The sequence below is a fragment of the Streptomyces sp. NPDC012510 genome (assembly GCF_042955065.1).
Classification (GTDB): domain Bacteria; phylum Actinomycetota; class Actinomycetes; order Streptomycetales; family Streptomycetaceae; genus Streptomyces.
This window is the reverse complement of sequence record NZ_JBIBEN010000004.1, coordinates 59,616-82,044: the sequence shown is the minus strand read 5'-3', so window position 1 is coordinate 82,044 and position 22,429 is coordinate 59,616. Positions and strand designations below refer to the sequence as shown.

At 70.7% G+C, this 22,429-nt stretch carries 15 protein-coding genes, 4 tRNA genes, 1 other RNA gene and 4 pseudogenes; 14 read left to right on the top strand and 10 right to left on the bottom strand.

Annotation, left to right across the window (positions count from 1 at the left end):
- Positions 1-55: 55 nt before the first annotated feature.
- From ACFY9I_RS08195 to ACFY9I_RS08180, 4 genes and pseudogenes are all read left to right on the top strand, one after another.
- The gene (locus ACFY9I_RS08195) at positions 56-367 is read left to right on the top strand and encodes a calcium-binding protein (protein ID WP_390998258.1); all 312 of its coding nucleotides are present in this window, start codon (positions 56-58) and stop codon (positions 365-367) included.
- Between the two features lie 127 nt (positions 368-494).
- Positions 495-743, top strand: coding sequence for a hypothetical protein (locus ACFY9I_RS08190; RefSeq protein WP_390998256.1), 249 nt, complete (start codon positions 495-497; stop codon positions 741-743).
- Positions 740-1,140: pseudogene (locus tag ACFY9I_RS08185) on the top strand (DNA-binding protein). Before ACFY9I_RS08190 ends, ACFY9I_RS08185 begins: the two are co-directional and overlap by 4 nt.
- 22 nt (positions 1,141-1,162) lie before the next feature.
- Positions 1,163-1,310 (top strand): annotated as a pseudogene (locus ACFY9I_RS08180) (site-specific integrase); the annotation flags it as partial.
- 67 nt (positions 1,311-1,377) lie between these two features.
- Here the strand turns inward: ACFY9I_RS08180 and ACFY9I_RS08175 are convergent.
- Positions 1,378-1,465, bottom strand: a tRNA-Ser gene (locus ACFY9I_RS08175).
- A 118-nt stretch (positions 1,466-1,583) separates the two neighbouring features.
- On the opposite strand from ACFY9I_RS08175, the gene ffs reads away from it, so the two are divergent.
- The 6 genes from ffs (at position 1,584) to ACFY9I_RS08145 (ending at position 11,437) form a co-directional block, all read left to right on the top strand.
- An RNA gene (ffs, locus tag ACFY9I_RS08170) (signal recognition particle sRNA small type) lies at positions 1,584-1,680 on the top strand.
- A 119-nt stretch (positions 1,681-1,799) separates the two neighbouring features.
- Entirely contained in the window at positions 1,800-4,274 is a 2,475-nt protein-coding gene (locus ACFY9I_RS08165) for a DNA polymerase III subunit gamma and tau (protein ID WP_390998253.1), read from the top strand.
- A gap of 389 nt (positions 4,275-4,663) precedes the next feature.
- Positions 4,664-5,929: a phosphoribosylamine--glycine ligase gene (gene purD / locus ACFY9I_RS08160; protein WP_390998251.1), complete on the top strand. Its 1,266-nt coding sequence runs from the start codon at positions 4,664-4,666 to the stop codon at positions 5,927-5,929.
- Between the two features lie 648 nt (positions 5,930-6,577).
- Positions 6,578-8,770, top strand: coding sequence for a hypothetical protein (locus ACFY9I_RS08155; RefSeq protein WP_390999132.1), 2,193 nt, complete (start codon positions 6,578-6,580; stop codon positions 8,768-8,770).
- Positions 8,771-8,928: 158 nt separating this feature from the next.
- Complete coding sequence (locus tag ACFY9I_RS08150; protein ID WP_390998249.1) at positions 8,929-10,440, top strand: N,N-dimethylformamidase beta subunit family domain-containing protein; 1,512 nt, start codon at positions 8,929-8,931, stop codon at positions 10,438-10,440.
- Between the two features lie 97 nt (positions 10,441-10,537).
- Positions 10,538-11,437 (top strand): phosphoribosylaminoimidazolesuccinocarboxamide synthase, encoded by a 900-nt coding sequence (locus tag ACFY9I_RS08145; RefSeq protein WP_390998247.1) that lies wholly within the window; start codon positions 10,538-10,540, stop codon positions 11,435-11,437.
- A 61-nt stretch (positions 11,438-11,498) separates the two neighbouring features.
- On the opposite strand, the gene ACFY9I_RS08140 is transcribed toward ACFY9I_RS08145, so the two are convergent.
- The 8 genes and pseudogenes from ACFY9I_RS08140 to ACFY9I_RS08105 all read right to left on the bottom strand — a co-directional run bounded on the left by ACFY9I_RS08140 (position 11,499) and on the right by ACFY9I_RS08105 (position 16,611).
- Positions 11,499-11,571, bottom strand: a tRNA-Gly gene (locus ACFY9I_RS08140).
- A 23-nt stretch (positions 11,572-11,594) separates the two neighbouring features.
- Positions 11,595-12,227 carry a response regulator gene (locus ACFY9I_RS08135; RefSeq protein ID WP_390998245.1) on the bottom strand — a complete coding sequence of 211 codons (633 nt, stop codon included), beginning with the start codon at positions 12,225-12,227 and terminating at the stop codon, positions 11,595-11,597.
- A gap of 272 nt (positions 12,228-12,499) precedes the next feature.
- Positions 12,500-13,768: pseudogene (locus tag ACFY9I_RS08130) on the bottom strand (sensor histidine kinase); the annotation flags it as partial.
- A 13-nt stretch (positions 13,769-13,781) separates the two neighbouring features.
- Positions 13,782-14,546: an ABC transporter permease gene (locus tag ACFY9I_RS08125; protein WP_390999131.1), complete on the bottom strand. Its 765-nt coding sequence runs from the start codon at positions 14,544-14,546 to the stop codon at positions 13,782-13,784.
- Positions 14,547-14,619: 73 nt separating this feature from the next.
- The gene (locus tag ACFY9I_RS08120; RefSeq protein ID WP_390998243.1) at positions 14,620-15,726 is read right to left on the bottom strand and encodes an ATP-binding cassette domain-containing protein; all 1,107 of its coding nucleotides are present in this window, start codon (positions 15,724-15,726) and stop codon (positions 14,620-14,622) included.
- 151 nt (positions 15,727-15,877) lie between these two features.
- A tRNA-Gly gene (locus ACFY9I_RS08115) sits at positions 15,878-15,950 on the bottom strand.
- Positions 15,951-16,028: 78 nt separating this feature from the next.
- Positions 16,029-16,100, bottom strand: a tRNA-Gly gene (locus ACFY9I_RS08110).
- 193 nt (positions 16,101-16,293) lie between these two features.
- On the bottom strand, positions 16,294-16,611 hold the full coding sequence (locus ACFY9I_RS08105; protein WP_390998241.1) for a histone-like nucleoid-structuring protein Lsr2: 318 nt from the start codon (positions 16,609-16,611) through the stop codon (positions 16,294-16,296).
- 341 nt (positions 16,612-16,952) lie between these two features.
- Between ACFY9I_RS08105 and purS the strand changes: the two genes are divergently transcribed.
- From purS to ACFY9I_RS08085, 4 genes are all read left to right on the top strand, one after another.
- Positions 16,953-17,216: a phosphoribosylformylglycinamidine synthase subunit PurS gene (gene purS / locus ACFY9I_RS08100; protein ID WP_200306228.1), complete on the top strand. Its 264-nt coding sequence runs from the start codon at positions 16,953-16,955 to the stop codon at positions 17,214-17,216.
- A complete protein-coding gene (gene purQ, locus ACFY9I_RS08095; RefSeq protein ID WP_390998238.1) occupies positions 17,213-17,893 on the top strand; it encodes a phosphoribosylformylglycinamidine synthase subunit PurQ in 681 nt (226 codons plus the stop codon). The genes purS and purQ overlap by 4 nt, the downstream gene beginning before the upstream one ends.
- The gene (purL, locus tag ACFY9I_RS08090; RefSeq protein WP_390998236.1) at positions 17,890-20,148 is read left to right on the top strand and encodes a phosphoribosylformylglycinamidine synthase subunit PurL; all 2,259 of its coding nucleotides are present in this window, start codon (positions 17,890-17,892) and stop codon (positions 20,146-20,148) included. The genes purQ and purL overlap by 4 nt, the downstream gene beginning before the upstream one ends.
- A gap of 242 nt (positions 20,149-20,390) precedes the next feature.
- Entirely contained in the window at positions 20,391-21,656 is a 1,266-nt protein-coding gene (locus tag ACFY9I_RS08085; protein WP_390998233.1) for a hypothetical protein, read from the top strand.
- A gap of 12 nt (positions 21,657-21,668) precedes the next feature.
- Here ACFY9I_RS08085 and ACFY9I_RS08080 read toward each other — a convergent pair.
- Positions 21,669-22,252: pseudogene (locus tag ACFY9I_RS08080) on the bottom strand (Uma2 family endonuclease).
- Positions 22,253-22,429: the final 177 nt, after the last annotated feature.

Genomic DNA, 22,429 nt, shown 5'->3' with positions numbered 1-22,429 from the left:
GCCGCTGCTGAACGCACCGGTCCGCAACCGTACGGTGCAGCGCTACGGTGAGGCCATGAGCACCTGGGCCCCAGCCGCGCTGGAGGCGTTGATCGAAGAGGCCACCGTCGACGCCTACGGCGAGGATGAGCAGCTCACCGGCTTCTTCACGATGATCGAGGAGAGCCTTGCCATGCCGTTCACCACGACTGTTCTCGGCGTCGAGGTGAGCGTGGTCGGTGTCGATCTGGCCGAGGAGGGACGCGTGGTCGCACGCTGCGCCCGCGGGTCGGTCCGACAGGACATCGGAATTCTGGACCTGCCGCTGCCGGAACCCGCCCCCGAGGGCTGGCAATGGATCGAGGCGTACCGCTACTGGGCCCGCTGAACCGGCGCGTCGTACAACTGGCCGGCTGAGCCCCTGCTCGAACGGACAGTCACCCCGACTGCCGCTGACCGGACCGACTGCGGGAACAGACGGCACGTACCGCGCATACCGCAGTCTGCTCGCGACGATGGCTGACACCACGCGCATCACGGTGACTCTCCCTGCCGAGCAGGTGGCGGAGCTGAAGAAGCTCACGGACAACATCTCCGGCTACGTCGCCGAAGCGGTCGCCAGGCAGATCCGGCACCAGCTCCTGGGGGTCGACCTGCGCAGCCACACAGACGAGCACGGGGCCTTCAGTGAGGAAGAGCTGGCCGAGGCGCGGGCGCGCATCTTCGGTACGACATCGGCCGCCGGCGGCGCGAGCGCCGCGTGAGCGGGCACATTGAGACCGTCGTCCTGGACAGCGAGGGGCTGTCGGCCTGGGTGGCTCAGGGCCGGAAGGTTCTGGCGATGTTCCAGGTGTTCCATGAAATGGGAGGGACCTTGTCGTCAGCGCCAACACCCTCGTGGAGGTGAGCCACGCCAGGGTGAACCCGCCCCGACTGCAATGGGCGCTCTCCCGGGTCAAGGTGGAGCCGATCACGGAGGCAGCGGCCAAGGCGGCGGCCCAACTGCTCGAGGGCGCCGGTCTGCACGGACACAAGTACGCGATCGACGCCACCGTCGCGGAAGCGGCCTTGCGTCAGCCTGGCCCGGTCGCCATCCTCACGTCGGATGTCGATGACATGACCCGGTTGTGCCGCAGCAAGGTCCGGATGATCGGGCTATGACCGCGACATCGTCCCGGGAACGGACGTCGTGATCGACTCGATCATGGGTTTGGGAACCTGGGGGAGCGGCTCGGATGCGCGCCCGGTACATGCACGTGACGGGGACCATGCTCCGCAAGGTCGCGCAGCAAGTCGGCGACGCGCTGTGGGAGCTCCCGAAAACCAACTGAGACGGACAACGTCGAAGGGCCCCGCTGCAAGCAGTGGGGCCCTTCGACATCGTGCCCGGTGAGGCACTGGCGGAGGATACGAGATTCGAACTCGTGAGGGGTTGCCCCCAACACGCTTTCCAAGCGTGCGCCCTAGGCCTCTAGGCGAATCCTCCGCCGGAAACATTACATGACGGTGGAGGGTGCTTGCGAACCCGTTCGAGGACGGATGATCAAGGTGGGCGGGGAGGCGGGGAGGTGGGTCGGCGGGCGCTGGCGATCGGGTAGGCTGGGGGCAGCCCCTCACGCGGCGCTATCTGACTGAACTCCCCCAGGGCCGGAAGGCAGCAAGGGTAGGTTGGCTCTGGCGGGTGCGTGGGGGGTCTTCGCGTCTCTGCGGCAGCCAGCACTCTCGCCAGCCGCCCGGCCGCCCGGCCACCGATCGCTCGATGATCGTTCTCTGTCCTGTGGCGGCCCGTGTTGTCAGTGGGCGCCTATAACCTCGTATGTGTGTCGTCTCTCGCGCTGTACCGCCGCTATCGCCCGGAGTCGTTCGCCGAGGTCATCGGGCAGGAGCATGTCACCGACCCGCTGCAGCAGGCGCTGCGGAACAACCGGGTCAATCACGCGTACCTGTTCAGCGGCCCGCGTGGGTGTGGGAAGACGACCAGCGCGCGCATTCTGGCGCGTTGTCTGAACTGCGAGCAGGGCCCCACACCGACGCCGTGCGGCGCGTGCCAGTCCTGCCAGGACCTCGCGCGGAACGGACCGGGGTCGATCGACGTCATCGAGATCGACGCGGCCTCTCATGGTGGTGTGGACGACGCCCGTGAGCTGCGGGAGAAGGCCTTCTTCGGGCCCGCGAGCAGCCGGTACAAGATCTACATCATCGACGAGGCCCACATGGTCACGTCGGCCGGATTCAACGCGCTGCTGAAGGTCGTCGAGGAGCCACCGGAGCACCTCAAGTTCATCTTCGCGACCACCGAGCCCGAGAAGGTCATCGGGACGATCCGCTCGCGTACGCACCACTATCCGTTCCGGCTCGTGCCGCCCGGCACGCTGCGGGAGTACCTCGGCGAGGTGTGCGGCAAGGAGGAGATCCCCGTCGAGGAGGGCGTCCTGCCGCTGGTCGTGCGCGCCGGCGCCGGTTCCGTGCGTGACTCGATGTCCGTCATGGACCAGCTGCTGGCCGGTGCGGCGGACGAGGGTGTGACGTACGCCATGGCCACCTCGCTGCTCGGCTATACGGACGGGTCGTTGCTCGACTCCGTCGTCGAGGCCTTCGCCGCCGGGGACGGGGCCGCCGCCTTCGAGGTCGTCGACCGGGTACTCGAGGGCGGCAACGATCCGCGGCGGTTCGTCGCCGACCTGCTGGAGCGGCTGCGGGATCTGGTGATCCTGGCCGCCGTGCCCGACGCCGTGGACAAGGGCCTCATCGACGCGCCGGCCGAGGTGCTGGAGCGGATGCAGGCCCAGGCCGGCATCTTCGGCGCCGCCGAGCTGAGCCGCGCCGCCGACCTGGTCAACGAGGGCCTCACCGAGATGCGCGGCGCCAACTCCCCCCGCCTCCAGCTCGAACTGATCTGCGCCCGCGTACTCCTCCCCGCGACCTACGGCGACGAGCGTTCCGTCATGGCCCGCCTGGACCGCCTGGAGCGAGGGGTGAACGTCTCCGGCGCCGGCGCGGGGCCCGCCATGGGGTACGTCCCCGCGCCCGACGCGCACAGGGGAGCGACCGCGCCCATGGCCATGCCCCCGCAGGCCCAGCCAGTTCCGCAGGCTCAGCAGGTTCCGCAGGCCCAGCCAGTTCCGCATGCCCAGCACGTTCCTCCGGGTGGCGGCCCCGCGGCGGCTCGGGCTGCCGTTCGGGGCGCCAGTGCTCCGCAAGGTCCCGGCGCCGGTCCTGAACCGGAGGCGTACGGGGCCGGAGGCGCCGTCGGCGGCCAGGCAGGCCCAGGCGGGGGCCCCGGGACAGCTCCGGCCGCCCCTCATCAGCCCACGCCGGCCGCCCAGGGCGCTCCGGCGGCCCCCCCGTCAGCCGGGACCGCACCTCCCACCGTGCCCGTCCCTCCCGCAAGCGCCCACCCGGGCGCCAACCCTCAGGCAGGTGGCCCCCCGTCCGGCTCTGCTCCCGCACCGGGATCCTGGCCCACCGCTGCCGCAGCGGGCAGCGGGCGTCGGCCCGGCGGATGGCCGACGGCCGCAGCAGCCGGTGGCGGTGCGCCCGGCCCGACCACGCCACCCCAGTCCGCCGGGCCCGCCCCCTCGGGTCCGCCCGCGGCCCATGCCCAGCCCGGCTCCCCTGCGGCCTCCCAGCCCCCGGCCGCCTACACCCCTGCCCCCGGCGGACTCGACCCCCGCACGCTCTGGCCGAACATCCTGGAGACGGTGAAGAACCGTCGCCGTTTCACCTGGATCCTGCTCAGCCAGAACGCGCATGTGGCCGGGTTCGACGGCACCACCCTGCAGATCGGCTTCGTCAACGCGGGCGCGCGGGACAACTTCGCGAGCAGCGGCAGCGAGGACGTCCTGAGGGCCGCGCTGGCCGAACAGTTCAACGTGCACTGGAAGATCGAGGCCGTCATCGACACCTCGGGCGGCTCGGCCCTTTCCCAGGGCGCCCCCGGCGGATACGGCTCTCCGGCTCCAGCCCCCGGTGGTTACGGCGGCGGCTACGGCGGTGGTGGCGCGGGTGGCGGCTACGGCGGCTCCCCGGCCCCGACATCCCGGCCCACCGCACCCCAGCCCTCGACCCCGGCCCCCGGCCCGAGTTCCCCGGGACCGTCCGCACCCCATCGGGCGACCCTGGCCACCCCCCCTGTCGCGGCACCACCCCCGGCTCCCGAGCCCCCGCCCGTCTCCCCCGAGGACGACGTCCCGGAGGACGACGACCCCGACCTCGACGAGTCCGCCCTCTCCGGCCACGAACTCATCGTGCGCGAACTGGGAGCGACGGTGGTGGAGGAGATCGTCAACGAGTAGTGAGCGCCCACCAGGGGCCCTGCCGTAAGTCCCACGGCCGTGCCCCGGTGGCATCCACAAGCCGTACGGCTGGCTTCGGCCGCTAGCCCGACGGCTGGATCCGACCGAGGCTGTGTGCAGTTGTCGGCCGCCGACTCTTCTCATGGTCGGTGTCTGCCGACGCTTCTCACGGTCGGTGTCTGCCGACCCTCCACACAGCCTCCGCCCTGCGGATACTGCACAGCCGCGCCGCCGACACCGCGCGCTCCCTTTGGCCCGTCTCTTCCCTTCAGTCCCGCCCTACTTCGTACTCGGTCCCGCCATACTTCGTACGATCCGACAAGCCCTCGCCATCCCACTCCTCGGAAGCCCCCACAAAGCCAGCCGCCCCCTCCGGCTAGGCTGGCCCCGTGAAGGTCCTCGTCATTGGCACCGGTGCTCGTGAGCACGCGCTGTGCCGTTCGCTGTCCCTCGACCCCGCCGTCACCGCCCTGCACTGCGCGCCAGGCAACGCGGGTATCGCGGAGATCGCCGAGTTGCACTCGGTCGACGCGCTGGACGGCGCCGCCGTGACCGCGCTGGCGACGCGGCTGGAGGCCGACCTCGTGGTCGTCGGGCCGGAGGCCCCGCTCGTCGCGGGTGTCGCCGACGCCGTACGCGAGGCGGGCATCCCGGTGTTCGGCCCCTCCGGGGAGGCCGCGCAACTGGAGGGGTCCAAGGCCTTTGCGAAGGAGGTCATGGCCGGAGCGGGCGTACCCACCGCCCGGTCGTACGTCTGCACCACCGCCGAGGAGATCGACGAGGCCCTGGACGCGTTCGGCGCGCCGTATGTCGTGAAGGACGACGGGCTGGCGGCCGGCAAGGGTGTCGTCGTGACGGCGGACCTCGTTCAGGCACGTGAGCACGCCCTCGCCTGCGGCCGGGTCGTCATCGAGGAGTTCCTGGACGGCCCCGAGGTGTCCCTCTTCGCGATCACCGACGGTGTGACCGTCCTCCCGCTCCAGCCCGCGCAGGACTTCAAGCGCGCGCTGGACGGCGACGAAGGCCCCAACACCGGCGGCATGGGCGCGTACTCACCGCTCCCGTGGGCCGACCCGAAGCTCGTCGACGAGGTCCTGCAGACCGTGCTGCAACCGACGGTCGACGAGATGCGGCGCCGCGGCACCCCGTTCTCAGGTCTGCTCTACGCGGGTCTGGCGATCACCAGCCGAGGTGTACGGGTGATCGAGTTCAACGCGCGGTTCGGCGACCCGGAGACCCAGGTGGTCCTCGCCCGCCTCAAGACCCCGCTGGCCGCCGTCCTGCTCGCCGCCGCCGACGGCACCCTCGCCGACCTCGAACCCCTCCGCTGGAGTGACGACGCGGCCGTCACCGTGGTCGTGGCCTCCCACAACTACCCCGGCACTCCGCGCACCGGTGATCCCATCACCGGCCTCGACGAGGTCGCCACCGTGGACGCCCCGCACGCGTACGTCCTGCACGCCGGCACCAAGCGCTCCGGTGACCACGTCATCAGCGCCGGCGGCCGCGTCCTCTCCGTCACGGCCACCGGCAAGGACCTCACTCAGGCCCGCGACCGCGCGTACACCGCCGTCGCCCGTATCAACCTCGAAGGTTCCCAGCACCGTTCGGACATCGCGGCGAAGGCGGCAGCCGAGGCGTTCCCGACCGGCTGACAGCCACGGAACCGGCCGGGAACTGGCCGCGAACCGGCCACGGAACCGGCCAGGCACACCTTGCACTCACGCGCTACCCACGCACCACCCACCCCACCCGCCACCCACGCACCACCCCATCACCCACCGGATGGACGGTGGCCAGATCCGCTCTGTCCGGCCGACGAGCAAACCAGCCCCGCCCCGGCTGGCGGCTGCCCATCAGGGCGCGATCGGCAGGTCGTCGCCCCGCCCGCGCAACCCTGACCTTCCGCGCCCCGGACGTCCTTCCCCGCGCATCCGCCCGTTTCGCGACATCCGCTTGCGAAGCAGTGCCAACGGGTACGAACCTCAGGCCACGGACACCCCAGGCACCCCTGGACGATCCATCGGGAATCCGGGGCCTGATCCTTGCCCAGCGTCATTCACCTCTCCCCAAAGCCATTCCATCGAGTGAGCGATGGACCATCTGGCTGACGACGGCCGGGGCCCCAACTAGGGTGCGGCCCAAGTGTTCCGGCACTTGGCCCACCGGCATTGCGATGTCAGTGGTGGGTGCCACAGTGGGGGAGTGAGCAACGTCAGGGCATTCGGCGGCGACCACGCGACGCACAGGCGTCGCGGTGCGCCGCACGGCACAGCAGGGGGTGACGTCGGGCCGTGACCGGTATGGCAGGTGGTGAGGAGGTGGGCGCGCAGGCCGCGCGCTCCCGAGCCCTCGCCGTGCTGCGCGTCCGCAGCAGGGCGCTGGCCGTGGCGTTGCTGCCCGCGGCCGTCGCCGTCGTCCTGATGGTCGGCGGATCCACCGGTCACCTGACCGGCCAGGGCTGGTCGACGGCGGGCTGGGTCGTATCGGGCCTAGCCGTCGTCGTGCTGCTCGCGGCCACCGGCATCGCGCTCGTCGTCGCCCGCGCCCGGCCCGCCGTCAGCCCCACGGTCTCGATCACCGAGGAGTCCGCGCCCGACCTCTACCGCCTGGTCCGGGACCTGGCCGACCGCCTCGACGTCCCGCCACCCTCCGCGATAGCGCTCACCCCGGACTGCGACAGTTGGCTGGAGGACCGTACCCACCCGTCCCACAGCCCACCACCCGTCACCCGTGAACCCGCCACCGGCCCACCCGGCGCCGTCCACGGAGCCACCGCCGACAGGGTCGACGAGATGACAGGCGCACGTGGGCTGTCGCCAGGGCTGCCGTCAGGCCTGTCGTCCGGGCCGGCCTCCCACCGACGGCACCGACCGCCCACCGCCCCCGTGCTCGTCATCGGCTCGCCCTTCCTCTGGTGGATGCGCGTGGGAGAGCTACGGGCGGTGCTGGCACCGGTCGTGGCGGGCACAGGCCCCGCGGCACACCCGGACATAGCAGCGGCCCGCCGCTTCGTACGAGGGCTGGACGCCGCCGTGGCCGTCAGCACGGCGCCGACGCGTGGCCCGATCGTCCGGACCGTGCTGGCCGGGGTCGGCTGGGTGACCCGGCTGCTCCTGCGCGGCTGCAGGGGCCACGCGGCCGAGATGGAGCGCGGTGTCGCCGCGGCCGCCGCCGAGCGTGCACAGGCTGTGGATTACGGTCTGCGGATCGTCGCACAGGAACAGGTCGGCCTGGCCTACGCGGGCTGGGACCGGCTCCTCACCCGGGTCGCGCTTCCCGCCTGGCGGATGGGCCGCTGGCCGTCCCGCCTGGACGCGGGTGTCGTCGCCGCGCTCACGGAGTTGTCGCGCCGCGACCGCCTCGCCGAGGGCTTCGCCTCCCGGCTCGGCGAGCGCCCGGCCTGCGACCTGCTCGAAGAGCCCGGCACCGTCGACGAGGCCGCGTCCCTCCTCGCCGCCCGCCTCTTCCACGGTGGTCCCGCCGAGTCAGGCCCCGACTGGTCCCCGGTGGACTGGCACGAGTATCCGGACGAGGTCGTCGACCGGAAGTGGCGTACCGACGCGGCTCGCCTCCACCGAGTCCTGGACAGCCTGGGGGTTCGCCACACACCGGACAGCACCAGCACGGACCCCACCGGCCCGGTCCCCGGAGGCCCGACCCTGTCACGCGTCCTGAACCACCTCACCACCCCGGCCACGGTCCAGACCCACGAAGCCACCGGCGAGCGCGAGCCGTGCGCCGGAGTCGCTCACGAAGCCGAGCCGTGCGCCGGAGTCGCTCACGAAGCCGAGCCGTGCGCCGGAGTCGCTCACGAGCCCCGGCCGCACCTCGGAGCCGCTGACGACCCCCAGCATGCACAACAGCACGAACCCGAGCGCCCATGCGCGTACGAGCGTGAGCGCGAGCACGACCCCGCCCACGAACCGGACCGGGACCACATAACCCGCCGCCCCGCCGTGAAAGCCGACGACGACGAGAACGACGGTGAGAACCACGACGGGAAAGGCGGTGAGAACCGCGACGGGCACGACGGTGAGAACCGCGACGGGAACGGCGACGAGGACGAACCCGGCCTTGCCAACGCCCAGTCCGCCGCCCTCGCCGCCGCACTGACCGCCGAGTTGGCGCGGGAGGAGGCGGCGGCCCCGGCGGCCTCGGTCACCGCACCCGGCGGCACCGAAGCGCAGGGCTGGGACCGGGCCCTGTGGGACGACGGTCTTCTGCCGCTGTTCCCGATGCAGCCGCCCCGTACGGGCCGCGAACTGCTGACGGAGCATGTCGCCGCGATGGTCTGCTGTGCGGCCATGGACACGGCCGGCGCCACCCCGGGCCTGGACTGGTTGGACGGCCCTTCCCTCCTCGTCAAGGGCGAACGGGCGGCCGACCTCACCCCCCGGGTCCTGACCCTCGTGGAGGACGGTGACCCGGCCCCGCTTCGCGAATGGCTCCGCCGCCTCGGCGTCCGCCCGGAGAAGCCGGTCCGCCTGGTCTGAGCGGGTCATGGCCCCCGACCCGGACCCCCTTCCTCCACTCTCGCCAATTAGCGACGAACGGTGACGGAGCGCGTGCGTAATGTGATGTGCTGGGAACCGATCGTGTACGTAGCAAGGGCTTGCGACAACGCACGGGGGACGAGGGAGGGGAAGAACTCATGGGCTCGGAGCACCACATCCGCCGTTGGGAATCGGGCGCACTCGCCCACGCCGTGACGGACCCCTTCGGCCAGGGTCCCGTCCCCTGGCTACGGGGGGCCGTGACCTACTTCGACGACACGGGCCACGTGGTCCCCTGGTACGTGGACCCCGCTCCACCGGAGCCGGACGCCCCGGCCAAGAGCGGCACCCGCGCCCGGGTCCCCGCCCCGCGCACCCCTCCGGGCCCCCGCTCCGCCGATGACGTGCACCGTCAGATCAAGGGCTTCACGGCGACCGGTGCCGCCGCCCCCGGCGACTCCATCGACTTCCACATCACCGTGGACCCGCCCCAGGAATTCGCCGTCGACATCTACCGCATCGGCCACTACAGCGGCGACGGCGCGGCGAAGATCACCACCAGCCCGCGCCTCTCCGGCATCGTCCAGCCGCCGCCACTCACCGCCGACCGCACGGTCTCCTGCCACCACTGGTGGCTCTCCTGGCGGCTGCAGATCCCGAGCTACTGGAACGTCGGCGCGTACGTCGCGGTCCTGACCACCGCCGACGGCTACCGCTCGCACGTGCCGTTCACCATCCGCGACGACCGCCAGGCCGACCTGCTGCTCCTTCTGCCGGACATCACCTGGCAGGCGTACAACCTGTATCCGGAGGACGGCCGCACAGGCGCCAGCCTCTACCACGCCTGGGACGAGGACGGCCGGCTGCTCGGCGAGTCCGAAGCGGCGACAACGGTCTCCTTCGACCGCCCGTACGCAGGCGCCGGCCTCCCCCTCCACGTAGGCCACGCCTACGACTTCATCCGCTGGGCCGAGCGGTACGGCTACGACCTCGCCTACGCCGACGCCCGCGACCTGCACTCCGGCCGTGTCGACCCCACCCGCTACCGGGGGCTGGTCTTCCCGGGCCACGACGAGTACTGGTCGCCCCACATGCGCCGTACCGCCGAACTCGCCCGGGACAGCGGCACCTCGCTGGTCTTCCTCTCCTCCAACACTATGTACTGGCAGGTGGAGCTCAGCCCGTCCGCGTCCGGAGTCCCCGACCGCCTCCTCACCTGCCGAAAACGCCGGGGCCCCGGCAAACCCGCACTGTGGCGCGAAATCGACCGCCCCGAGCAGCAGTTGATGGGCATCCAGTACGAAGGCCGGGTCCCCGACCCCCACCCCCTGGTCGTGCGCAACGCCGACCACTGGCTCTGGGACGCGACCGGCGCCCACGAGAACGACAAACTGGAGGGCATGGTCGCCGGCGAGGCCGACCGTTACTTCCCGCGCACCCCCCTCCCCGAGCACCAGGGCCGCATCCTCCTCGCCCACTCCCCGTACCGGGACAGCCACGACACCCTCCGCCACCAGGAGACCTCCCTCTACCGGGCCCCCTCCGGAGCCTGGGTCTTCGCATCCGGAACGTTCGCGTGGTCCCCGGCCCTGGACCGGCCCGGCCACGTCGACACCCGTGTTCAGCGAGCCACCGCAAACCTCCTCGACCGCATCTGCAAACGTGACTGACTCCTCTGCCGGGCCCGTCCGGCCCGACCCCTGGCCAAGATCGGTTGCCCACATACGGGAGAATCGAGCCACTTGGACATCACCACGGGGAGGAACCGTGTCCGGATTCGTAGAGAAGCCCGAGCCGATTCAGGTTCCGGGCCTGGTGCATCTGCACACCGGCAAGGTGCGCGAGCTGTACCAGAACGAGGCGGGCGACCTCGTGATGGTCGCCAGCGACCGAACGTCCGCTTTCGACTGGGTGTTGCCGACGGAGATCCCCGACAAGGGGCGCGTCCTCACGCAGCTGTCCCTCTGGTGGTTCGACCAGCTCGCCGACCTGGTCCCGAACCATGTGCTGAGCACCGAACTGCCGCAAGGCGCCCCCGCCGACTGGGCGGGCCGCACCCTCGTCTGCAAGTCGCTGCGGATGGTCCCGGTGGAGGCCGTGGCCCGCGGCTACCTCACCGGCTCGGGCCTGCTGGAGTACAACGACTCCCGTACGGTCTGCGGCCTCGCCCTCCCCGAGGGCCTGGTCGACGGCTCGGAGCTGCCCGCGCCGATCTTCACCCCGGCCACGAAGGCCGCCGTCGGCGAGCACGACGAGAACGTGTCGTACGAGGAGGTCGCCCGCCAGGTCGGCGCGGAGACCGCCGCACAGCTGCGCCAGACGACCCTGGCCGTGTACAGCCGGGCCCGGGACATCGCCCGTGACAGGGGGATCATCCTGGCCGACACCAAGTTCGAGTTCGGCTACGAGGACGACACCCTCGTCCTCGCCGACGAGGTCCTCACCCCGGACTCCTCCCGCTTCTGGCCGGCCGACCTGTGGGAGCCGGGCCACGCCCAGCCGTCCTTCGACAAGCAGTTCGTCCGTAACTGGCTGACCTCGGAGGCCTCCGGCTGGGACCGCAAGAGCGAGCAGCCTCCGCCGCCGCTGCCGGAGGAGATCGTCACCGCGACCCGGGCCAAGTACGTGGAGGCGTACGAGCGTCTGACGGGCACGAGCTGGAGCTAGCGGAGAACGAAATAGGCCCCGGTCGCGATGACCGGGGCCTTCTTCGTGAAGGTGGTGCGAGAGCGGACGACCAGGTTCGAACTGGCGACCTCAACCTTGGCAAGGTTGCGCTCTACCAACTGAGCTACGTCCGCGCTGCGCCGTGGCGCGACGCCTACTATACCCAACCTCGCTCCCGGGCGAGCCGCACCGCCGCGTGCCGGTTCTCCACGCCGAGCTTGGAGACGGCGGAGGAGAGGTAGTTCCGTACGGTCCCCTGGGACAGCGCGGCCCGCTCGGCGATCTCCGCGACGGGCGCCCCGTCGGCGGCGAGTTCCAGCACCTCGGCCTCTCGCGCGGTCAGGGGGGAGTCCCCGGAGGAGATCGCGTCGGCCGCCAACTCCGGGTCCACATAACGGTTCCCGGCATTAACGGTCCGGATGATCTCCGCGAGTCGCTGCGCGCTGACCGTCTTGGGGACGAACCCGCGCACACCCGCCTCAAGCGCCCGCTTCAAATGTCCCGGCCGCCCGTGATCGGTCACGATCAACACCCGGCAGTCGGGCAGTTCGGCCCGGAGAGATGTGGCAACCCTCACACCGTCCGCCCCCGGCATCTGCAGATCCAGCACCGCCACGTCCGGCTCGTGTGCCCGTGCCATGGCCAGTGCCTCCGGCCCGCTCGCCGCCTCCGCGATCACCACCAGGTCGTCCTCCAGCGCCAGCAACGCGGCCAGCGCCCCTCGGATCAGATGCTCGTCGTCCGCCAGCAGCAGCCGCACCCGCCGCCCCGCCTCCGGTACGTCGGTCATGAGGCGCTCTTCCGCACGGCAGCCGCTCCGACACCGGCCGCCGCACCCCGCGACACCGATCCCGCCCCCCTCGTCTTCGCCGAGCCAGTCAAGTCCGTCGAGCCAGTCAAGTCCGTCGACTCCGCAGGGCAGGCCGGCCCTGCAGGACCCGCTGACTGCGCAGGGCTCGACGACTTTGCAGGACCCATCGACCCCCCCGACCCCACCGAAGACCCCACCGACGACCCCACGGACCCCATCGACCTCACCGATCCCGGCGAACCCGTGGGCCCCACAGACCCCATCGACCCCACCGATCCCGGCGAACCCGTGGGCCCCACCGGTACCCGGGCCACCACCCGGAACACCTCGCCGTCCACCGGGCCCGCCTCCAGCGTCCCGCCCACAACCGCGAGCCGCTCCCGCAGCCCGGGGAGCCCGGAGCCGGGACCGGAGCTGACGGAAAGCATGGCGTCCCCCTCCTCGCCACCGGCCGTCCGTATGCCGTCGTTCTCCACGGTCAGCACCACCTGCCCCTCTCGCACCCGCAACACCACCGCGCACTGATCGGCGTTCCCGTGCCGCAGTACGTTCGTCGTCGCTTCCCGCACCACCCAGGCGAGCGCCGACTGCACCTCGCCGGGCAGCCCGGCCGTGTCCGCCCCGTCGACCGAGCAGTCGATGCCGGCCGCTGCCAACACGCCCTGCGCACCGGAGAGTTCGACGCCGAGGTCTGCCTCTCGGTACCCCCGGACCACCTCCCGCACCTCGCGCTGTGACTCATGGGCGATCCGCTGGACCTCGATCATCTGCTCGACGGCCTCGGGCCGTTCACGGCGGGCCAGTTGGACGGCCAGTTCGCTCTTCAGGGCGATGACCGCGAGGTTGCGGCCTACCACGTCGTGCAGGTCGCGCCCGAAGCGGAGCCGCTCCTCGGCGACGGCGAGGCGGGCGCGGGTGTCGCGGGCGTCGTCGAGTTCGTAGACGGCCCTGAGGAGCCAGACGGAGAAGACGGAGGTGAAGGCGAGGAACGAGGCGCCGATCAGCACCACGAGCGACGTGGCCAGCGCGTCGGCCGCGTCCGAGCCCAGGGCGAGGGCCAGCACTCCGGAGCCGCCGGCGAAGCCCGCGAGCAGGTACAGCACGCGCCGCCGGTCACGGATGCCGAGCGTGATGAGGCCGAGGCCGAGCATCACCACCCCGCCGAAGGCCGCGCCCAGCGCGGTGGACGTGTCCTCGCTGTCCCATCGGTCGGCGAGGACGAACGCGACGACGCCGATCAGCACACTGACCACACCGAGCGCCCACATGAGCCGCAGGGGCTGCTCGCGGGTGCCTCGCACCCAGTCGAGTGCCCGCGCCGCGATGAACCCGCCGAGCACCGCGTGCCCGCACACCAGCAGGAACAGCCAGCCGGAGTGCGGCAGCGGCACCTTGCTGAGGAGCGGCAGTCCGAACGTGGCGACCTCGATCACCCCGAACGAGTGGAACGACCACCGCGTGTACGTCTCCACCTTGGCCGGTGTGCTCTTCCCCCGCCACCAGGCCCCCGGCCCCCGCATGGCTCAACTCCCCTCATCGGCGCGGTTCCCAGCGGAACCACCGCCGTACAGCAAACACCGCGAGCACGGTCCAGGCCAGCGCGGTGGCGACGGCGCCCAGGGCGTCGTACGCGGACAGGTCGCCGGTCCAGCCGCCACGCACCAGGGTGATGACGGGGCTGAGCGGCAGCAGTTCGCAGAGGGACGCCACACGGTCGGGCAGCACTTCGAGCGGCACGGTGACGCCCGACCCGAGCAACGACACGAACATCACCGGCAGGCTGGTGACCTGGGCGCTCTCGGCGGTGCGGCTGAAGCTCGCGGTGACCGCCGCCAGGGCCACGCACAGGACGACGCCCAGCAGCACACCGAGGACGGCCAGGTGGGGCGCGGGCGGCGCCCCGATGTCGAGCAGGACCGTGCAGCCGACCGCCAGCAGGACGCACTGCGCGAGCCCGATGCCGACGGCGGGCAGAGCTGCGCCGACCAGGATCTCCGGGTCGCGCAGCTCACCGGTCCGCAGCCGCTTGAGGACGAGTTCCTCGCGGCGTACGACATAGACGTTGGTGAGGGCGGTGTAGATCGCGAAGAGCAGCGAGAAGCCGACGGCGGCGGGGAGGATGACCGTCCCGACGCTCAGTCCCACTTCCTCCAGGTCCATCTGGTCCGTCGCCGACCGGACACTGAGCGGCAGCAGCAGCGGGACGAACAACGCCGTGACCAGCGTGGCCCGGCTGCGCCCCAGCAGCGTCAGCTCGGCGCGGGCGAGCGCGGTCATCCGGCCCTTGAGGGTCGTCATCCCGGTCGTGACCACGGGCCGCGCGCCCGCCTCCGTAGCCGTACCCGTGGTGCCTGTGGTCGTACTCATGCCGTCATCCCGCCCTTGCGCGATCCCGTGCCCGAAAAAAGCCCCGTGCCCGTAGGGGCTCCCGTGCCGGTCCCGGGGTCCCGGATCCCGCCCCCGCACCGGTTCCCGTGCCCGTGCCGGACCCGGCCCCCACATGCGCCGCCCCCGTACGCGCCGCCTCCGCCGTCTCCCGTGCGATCCGCAGGAACGCCTCCTCCAGCGAGGCGGGCCGGACCTCCAGCTGCCCCAGCTCGACCCGGGCCCGCTCGGCCCAGACGAGCAGCCCGGTGGCCGCCCGCTGGAGTTCGTTGGTGCGCAGCACGACCGTGCGGCCGTTCTCCTCGTGCCCCGTGATGCCCAGGTCGCCGAGCGGCGGCAGGTCGCCCATGAAATACCCGGCGGGCAGTTCGAAGGAGATCCGGGACGGCTGGGAGGCGGTCACCTCGGCCGGGGTGCCGGTCGCGGCGACGCTGCCCTCGTGGAGGATGGCGAGCCGGTCGGCGAGGCCCTCCGCCTCCTCCAGATAGTGCGTGGTGAGCAGGACGGTCGTACCCCCGTCCCGCAGCTCCCGTACCAGCTCCCAGGTGTCCCGGCGGCCCTCGGCGTCGAGCCCGGTCGTCGGCTCGTCGAGGAACAGGACCTCGGGGCGCCCGAGGAGCGCCAGCGCCAGGTCGAGGCGCCGCTTCTCACCCCCGGACAGCTGCTTGACCCGTACGCCGGCCCGTCGTCCGAGCCTGACGATCTCCAGCGCCTCCTCGACGGGCCGCGCCCCGCTGGTGCAGCCGGCCCACATCCGGACCGTCTCCGCGACGGTCAGCTCGGAGGGGAAGCCGCCCTCCTGCAGCATCACGCCGATCCGAGGCCGGACGGCGGCGCGTTCCCCATGAGGGTCGTGGCCGAGGACCCGTACGCGGCCGCCGGAGGGTGGCGCGAGTCCTTCCAGCAGTTCGACCGTCGAGGTCTTTCCCGCGCCGTTGGTGCCCAGGAGGGCGAAGAGTTCTCCCCGGCCGACGGAGAACGTGATCCCCCGTACGGCCTCGAAACCGCCCCCGTACACGCGCCGCAGGTCGGTGACCTCGATCACGTTCTCGTGATCGTGAGTCTTCACGCCGTCGTGCCCGTTCGTTTTCATGTCTTCAGCATCGCGGCCGTACGGGGCGTGCGGCAGTGCGCGGTGTCATCGGCCGGCATGACAAATGTCAGCAGGGAGTCCGGAGCACGGAGGAAGACCCTGGTGCACACGAAGAAGACCCCGGTCCAGTGGACCGGGGTCTTCTTTCCAGAGCGGACGACGAGGCTCGAACTCGCGACCTCAACCTTGGCAAGGTTGCGCTCTACCAACTGAGCTACGTCCGCATTGCCTCCGATCGGCTCCCACCGATCGGCGCGTGGACCACTTTACCTGATCCACAGCAGTGGTTGGTAAGTGGCCAGAGCGGGTGACAGGAATTGCACACTGCGCCTTCCCCCTGGAAGGGGGATGTTCTACTACTGAACTACACCCGCGTGACTCCGGTGAGCCGGGCCTTTCGGCCTTGCCCCTCGGCGTGCTCCAGACTCTAGCCGATCCGCTGGGGGGCAACGCAAGTCGGTTGTCCCAGGGGTGCAAGTCGGCGGTCCCCAGGGTCCGCTGACGAACCCTGAGGACCCGGGCGGGGCGAGCGCGCCCGCCGAGGTGCGCCTACTGCGCCTACTGCGTCTACTGCGCTTCGGCGAACGCCTCGTAGACCTTCTTGGGGATACGGCCCCGCGAGGGGACCTCCAGCTTGTTGGCCTGGGCCCAGGCGCGGACGGCCGCAGGGTCCGGGGCGACCTGGGTCTGCTGGTACGCCTTGCCCGACCTCGACCGCTTGCGGCCGGCCTCCACGTAGGGCGCGAGCGCCTTACGCAGTTTCTTGGCATTGGCTTCGTTGAGGTCGATCTCGTACGACTTTCCGTCGAGTCCGAAGGCGATCGTCTCCGCCGCTTCCGAGCCGTCGATGTCGTCGGAGAGGGTGACCACGACACGCTGCGCCACGAATATCGGTCCCTTCGTGCGACATCTCTCCGTTGACGTGCCGTGACGTCAGGAGGATGTCGGCTGTCCGGCTGTTATCTGGGCAAAGTATCGGCTATTGCCAATTCATTTGTACAGTGCCCGTCATTGCAATGTGAAGACAGACTTAATCCGCCCGCGTGTCCCTCGCGCAATAGGGTTCGGAGATCTATCGCCGATTTTTTCGCGTGGGTGATCGGTCGATACCGGATCGTGACCGCCGTCACCGGCATTCCCTGTAGTTTCCTACGAATCTACTCGCGTAGAAATTCTGTGCGGGTAGTCTGAAGGAACCTGCTCAGCACCACACACCGGGAGTGCCAGTGGCACGCGTCGTAGTCGACGTCATGCTCAAGCCGGAGATCCTCGACCCCCAGGGCCAGGCGGTGCAGCGCGCGCTGCCGCGCCTCGGTTTCGAGGGCGTCTCCGACGTACGTCAGGGAAAGCGATTCGAACTGGAAGTTGACGGACCGGTGGACGACGCCGCGCTCGCCCGCATCCATGAACTGGCGGAATCCTTCCTCGCCAACACCGTGATCGAGGACTTCACCGTCAAGGTGGAGGAAGTCGCGGAGGCGGCGAAGTGACCGCACGTATTGGCGTCGTCACTTTTCCCGGCAGCCTCGACGACCGGGACACCCAGCGTGCGATCAGGCTCGCCGGCGCCGAACCCGTCGCGCTCTGGCACAAGGACAAGGACCTCCACCAGGTCGACGCCGTGGTGCTGTGCGGTGGTTTCTCCTACGGCGACTATCTGCGCGCCGGCGCCATCGCGCGCTTCTCGCCGGTGATGGAGACGGTCATCGAGCAGGCGAAGGCCGGGCTCCCGGTCCTCGGTATCTGCAACGGGTTCCAGATCCTCACCGAGGCCCACCTCCTCCCGGGCGGGATGCTCGGCAACGACCACCTCCACTTCATCTGCCGCGACCAGAAGCTGCGGGTGGAGAACGCGGAGACCTCCTGGACCGCCGACTACGAGTCCGGCCAGGAGATCCACATCCCGCTGAAGAACATGGACGGCCGTTACGTGGCCGACCGGTACACCCTGGACAAGCTGGAGGCCGAGGGCAGGGTGGCGTTCCGCTACCTGGACTTCAACCCCAACGGCTCGCTCAACGACATCGCCGGCATCACCAACGAGGCGGGCAACGTCGTCGGTCTCATGCCGCACCCGGAGCACGCCGTGGAGCCGCTCATCGGCACCGGCCGCACCGACGGCCTCCCCTTCTTCACCTCGATCCTCAAGAAGCTGGTCAACGCATGAGCCGGACGCCACTGGACACGGTCGAGCACGCGGCCGCGACCCCCGACGTCGAGCTGCCCTGGGCCGAACTGGGCCTGAAGAAGGACGAGTACGAGCGGGTGGTGGAGATCCTCGGCCGCCGCCCGACCGGTGCCGAGCTCGCCATGTACTCGGTCATGTGGTCCGAGCACTGCTCGTACAAGTCCTCCAAGGTCCACCTCCGCCAGTTCGGCGAGAAGGCCCCCCAGTCGGACGCCCTCCTCGTCGGCATCGGAGAGAACGCCGGTGTCGTGGACGTCGGCCAGGGCTACGCGGTCACCTTCAAGGTCGAGTCGCACAACCACCCGTCGTACGTCGAGCCCTACCAGGGCGCGGCCACGGGTGTCGGCGGCATCGTCCGCGACATCATCGCGATGGGCGCGCGGCCGGTCGCCGTCGTGGACCCCCTGCGTTTCGGCGCGGCGGACCACCCCGACACCAAGCGCGTCCTGCCCGGCGTGGTCGCCGGCATCGGCGGCTACGGCAACTGCCTGGGCCTGCCGAACATCGGCGGCGAAGTCGTCTTCGACGCCTGTTACCAGGGAAACCCGCTGGTCAACGCCGGCGCCATCGGCGTCATGCGGCACGAGGACATCCACCTCGCGAAGGCCTCCGGTGCGGGCAACAAGGTCATCCTCTACGGCGCCCGGACCGGCGGCGACGGCATCGGTGGCGCCTCGATCCTCGCCTCCGAGACCTTCGACGACGCCAAGCCGTCGAAGCGCCCCGCCGTCCAGGTCGGCGACCCCTTCCAGGAGAAGCTCCTCATCGAGTGCACCTTGGAGGCGTTCAAGGAGAAGCTGGTCGTCGGCATTCAGGACCTCGGCGCGGCCGGTCTGTCCTGCGCCACCTCCGAGCTGGCCTCGAACGGCTCCGGCGGCATGCGCGTCACCCTCGACGACGTCCCGCTGCGCGACTCCACGCTCTCGCCCGAGGAGATCCTCATGAGCGAGTCGCAGGAACGCATGTGCGCGGTCGTCGAGCCGGAGAAGGTCGACCGGTTCCTGGAGATCTGCGACAAGTGGGACGTCATCGCCACGGTGATCGGTGAGGTCACGGACGGCGACCGCCTGGAGATCTTCTGGCACGGCGGCAAGATCGTCGACGTCGACCCGCGCACGGTCGCGCACGACGGCCCGGTCTACGAGCGCCCGTACGCCCGCCCCGAGTGGCAGGACGCCCTCCAGGCGGACGACGCCAACAAGCTGCCGCGCCCGGCGACGAGCGAGGAGCTTCGCGAGCAGGTCCTGCAGCTGGTCGCGTCCCCCAACCAGGCGTCCAAGCAGTGGATTACCTCGCAGTACGACCACTTCGTGCAGGGCAACACGGTCCTCGCCCAGCCCGAGGACTCCGGCATGATCCGCGTCGACGAATCGACCGGCCTGGGCGTCGCCATCGCCACGGACGGCAACGGCCGCTACGCCAAGCTGGACCCGTACCACGGCGCCCAGCTGGCCCTGGCGGAGGCGTACCGCAATGTCGCCACCACCGGCGCCAAGCCCCTCGCCGTCTCCGACTGCCTGAACTTCGGCTCGCCCGAGGACCCGGCGGTAATGTGGCAGTTCGCGGAGGCCGTACGCGGTCTCGCGGACGCCTGTCAGCAGCTGGGCACCCCGGTGACCGGCGGCAACGTCTCCCTCTACAACCAGACGGGCGAGGTGGCCATCCACCCCACCCCGGTCGTCGCGGTCCTGGGCGTCATCGACGACGTGGCCCGGCGCACGCCGGTCGCCTTCCAGGAGGAGGGCCAGCTGCTCTACCTCCTCGGCGACACCCGTGAGGAGTTCGGCGGCTCGGCCTGGTCCCAGGTCGTCCACGACCACCTCGGCGGTCTGCCCCCGCAGGTCGACCTGGAGCGCGAGCGCCTGCTGGCCGAGATCCTGATCTCCGCCTCCCGCGACGGCATGATCGACTCCGCGCACGACCTGTCCGACGGCGGTCTGATCCAGGCCGTGGTCGAGTCGGCCCTGCTCGGCGGCAAGGGCGCCCGCCTGATCGTCCCCGACGGTCTGGACGCGTTCACCTTCCTCCTCTCGGAGTCGGCCGGCCGCGCGGTCGTCGCCGTCCCCCGCTCCGAGGAGGTCCGCTTCAACGACATGTGCGGCGCCCGCGGCCTGCCCGTGACCCGCATCGGCGTCGTCGACGGCGACTCGGTGGAGGTCCAGGACGAGTTCGCGCTGACGCTGACCGAACTGCGCGAGGCCCACGAGGGCACGATCCCGGCGCTGCTGGCGTAGAACCCGGTCGTACGACAGGGGTCTACGCCGGCACCCGGTCGTACGACGGCGGAGGCCGCCGCTCCAGGCATCTCTCGGATGCCTGGAGCGGCGGCCTCACGTCATGTGCGGTGCGGCGCCGACCGACGACCTTGAGCAAGTCACGCGTGACGGTCCTGTGGGGACGTGGAATCCCATGCGCCAACCCTGTGGTCGCACTGCTAACTTCGGCTGGCCGAAGGGCGAACTGGGGAGAGGAAGCGGTGGAGATCCCGGACCGGATACGCAAGTCCGTCAACGTGCTGCTGTGTCTGGCCGCGGTCGTGGGCATCGGCTGGAGCGGCAAGGAGATCTGGCAGGTCTGGAACAACCGACGCCAGATCGAAGCGGGCTGCGCGGGTCTCGTCCCGGCCGGGCGGGTGCTGGCGCTCTCCCCGGCGGGCGGCGGCATCAGACACCGCGTGGGCGACGAGGGCACGATCGAACTGGACGCCGGGCTGCCCCAGGACTGCGAGCTGTTCAGTACCGAGGCGGGCGAGAAGCTCGGCACACGCACCGGTGAGCGGTGGTTCTTCACCGCCGCGGTGGGCGTCCACCCGGACGAGTCCCCGACGGTTCCGGAAGGCCCCTGGGGCTTTCTCCTCGACCCCCTGGGCAAGCCCGACCACCCGGCCGAGCCGCTCGGCGGCGGCATCACGGGCACGGTCACGGACTCGGGCGTCATCGTCGAACTGCCCTGCGCCGGGGGGAAGGCGGGGGACCGCCCGGTCAAGTCGCTGTGGGCGAGAGCCTCCCTGATGGACCTCAGGTCGGCGTTCCGCGACAACGGTCAGCTCACCGACCACGACCGGAACGTCCTCGCCGAGACCGCCGTGCTCACCGCCAACAACCTCGCCGATCGGCTGGGCTGCGCCGACCGGCTGCCCGACCCACCGGAGGACGTGCCCGCCCTCACGCGAGGCCCGCTCCCGGTCTCCCGGGCGAACGGCACCTGCGCCTGGTACCGCGAGGCCGGCTTCGCCCGTCAGGACGGACTCGCCGACCAGGTGTTCGAAAGTCGCCGGAAGGGCGAGACCTGGGACGAGAGCTGCGCCCTGGTCCTCAGCCGGGGGGAGGCGAACGGCCTCTACCGAGCCCACAGGGACGAGAAGAAGTACGGCTACATCGTCGAGCCGCAGAACCCGGGCCAGTGGTTCGTCTCCTTCCACACCTACTCCGGCGAACTCGCGAAGAACGTCCAGCTCAAGGACATCCACTCCGACGAGACCCCGACTGTCGCGGCACCGGGCGAGGCGGGCCGCGACGGGCAGGGCCTTGCGGTCTGGTGGGCCTCCTCCGTCTGCGGCGGGAAGCCGCGGATCCACACGATGACCATCGCCGTCGGCTACGACAAACTGACGGCCCTCGCGTACGAGAAGGTCTTCCGCGCGTACGTCACCGACGCCGCCGAACGCCACGACTGCACGGACATCACCTTCCCCGCGCACGAGACGTTCACGGCCGCCTACGCCGAGAAGGCCGCGTCATGAGCCTCCTCGGGTTCAGCGGACGTAGGTTTTGAGGATCTCCGTGTCGAGTTCGATACCGACCGGATCAGGGAGGGCGACCCTCTCGCCGAACTTCGCGGTGCGCACGTCGCGGTAGCCGCCGACCAGGGGGTCGGGGCTGCTGTGGACGGTGACGGTCCACGAGTCCCGGTCGATCAGCAGATACAGCGGGATGCCTGACTGCCCGTAAGCGGCAGGCTTCTCGTGCCGGTCCCGTCGGTCGGTGTCCGAGTCGTACGAGGTGACCTCGACGACCATGAGGGCCCCGTGCGGATCGGCTCACTCGCCGTGCCCCGCGAAGTGGGCCTCGGGGGTGATAACCGCGTCCGGCTTCGCTCTGCCTGCCGGTAGGACTCGACCCTGAGCCCTCGGCCCTGATACAGGTCCAGGTCGGGCCTGGCGTGCATACAGCGTCGTGCAAGCCACGTCACGATCGTGTCGTGGTCTCCGTCCGCCACTTTCTTGACCCCGATCTGTCCGTTGATGAACTCCAACGTGACGGTCTCGGGAGCGGAGGAAGCGATCGTTTCGAACTCCTCCACCGACATCTGAGACGTGCGCTCGGCCATAACCGTCATGTTGCCCCCCTTTCCAGGCGAAGGCCAGTGTCGCCAGTGGGCGTCGGAGCGGGGCGTTCGCCTTCGATCACACCTTCGGGTGACGGCCCTCCCCGGTCCACGCAGTCCCGGCACGCGTACTCCGTACGCCCGGACCCGAGGCGCCGTGGATGACGGCCACGGCGACCGGCTTCACGG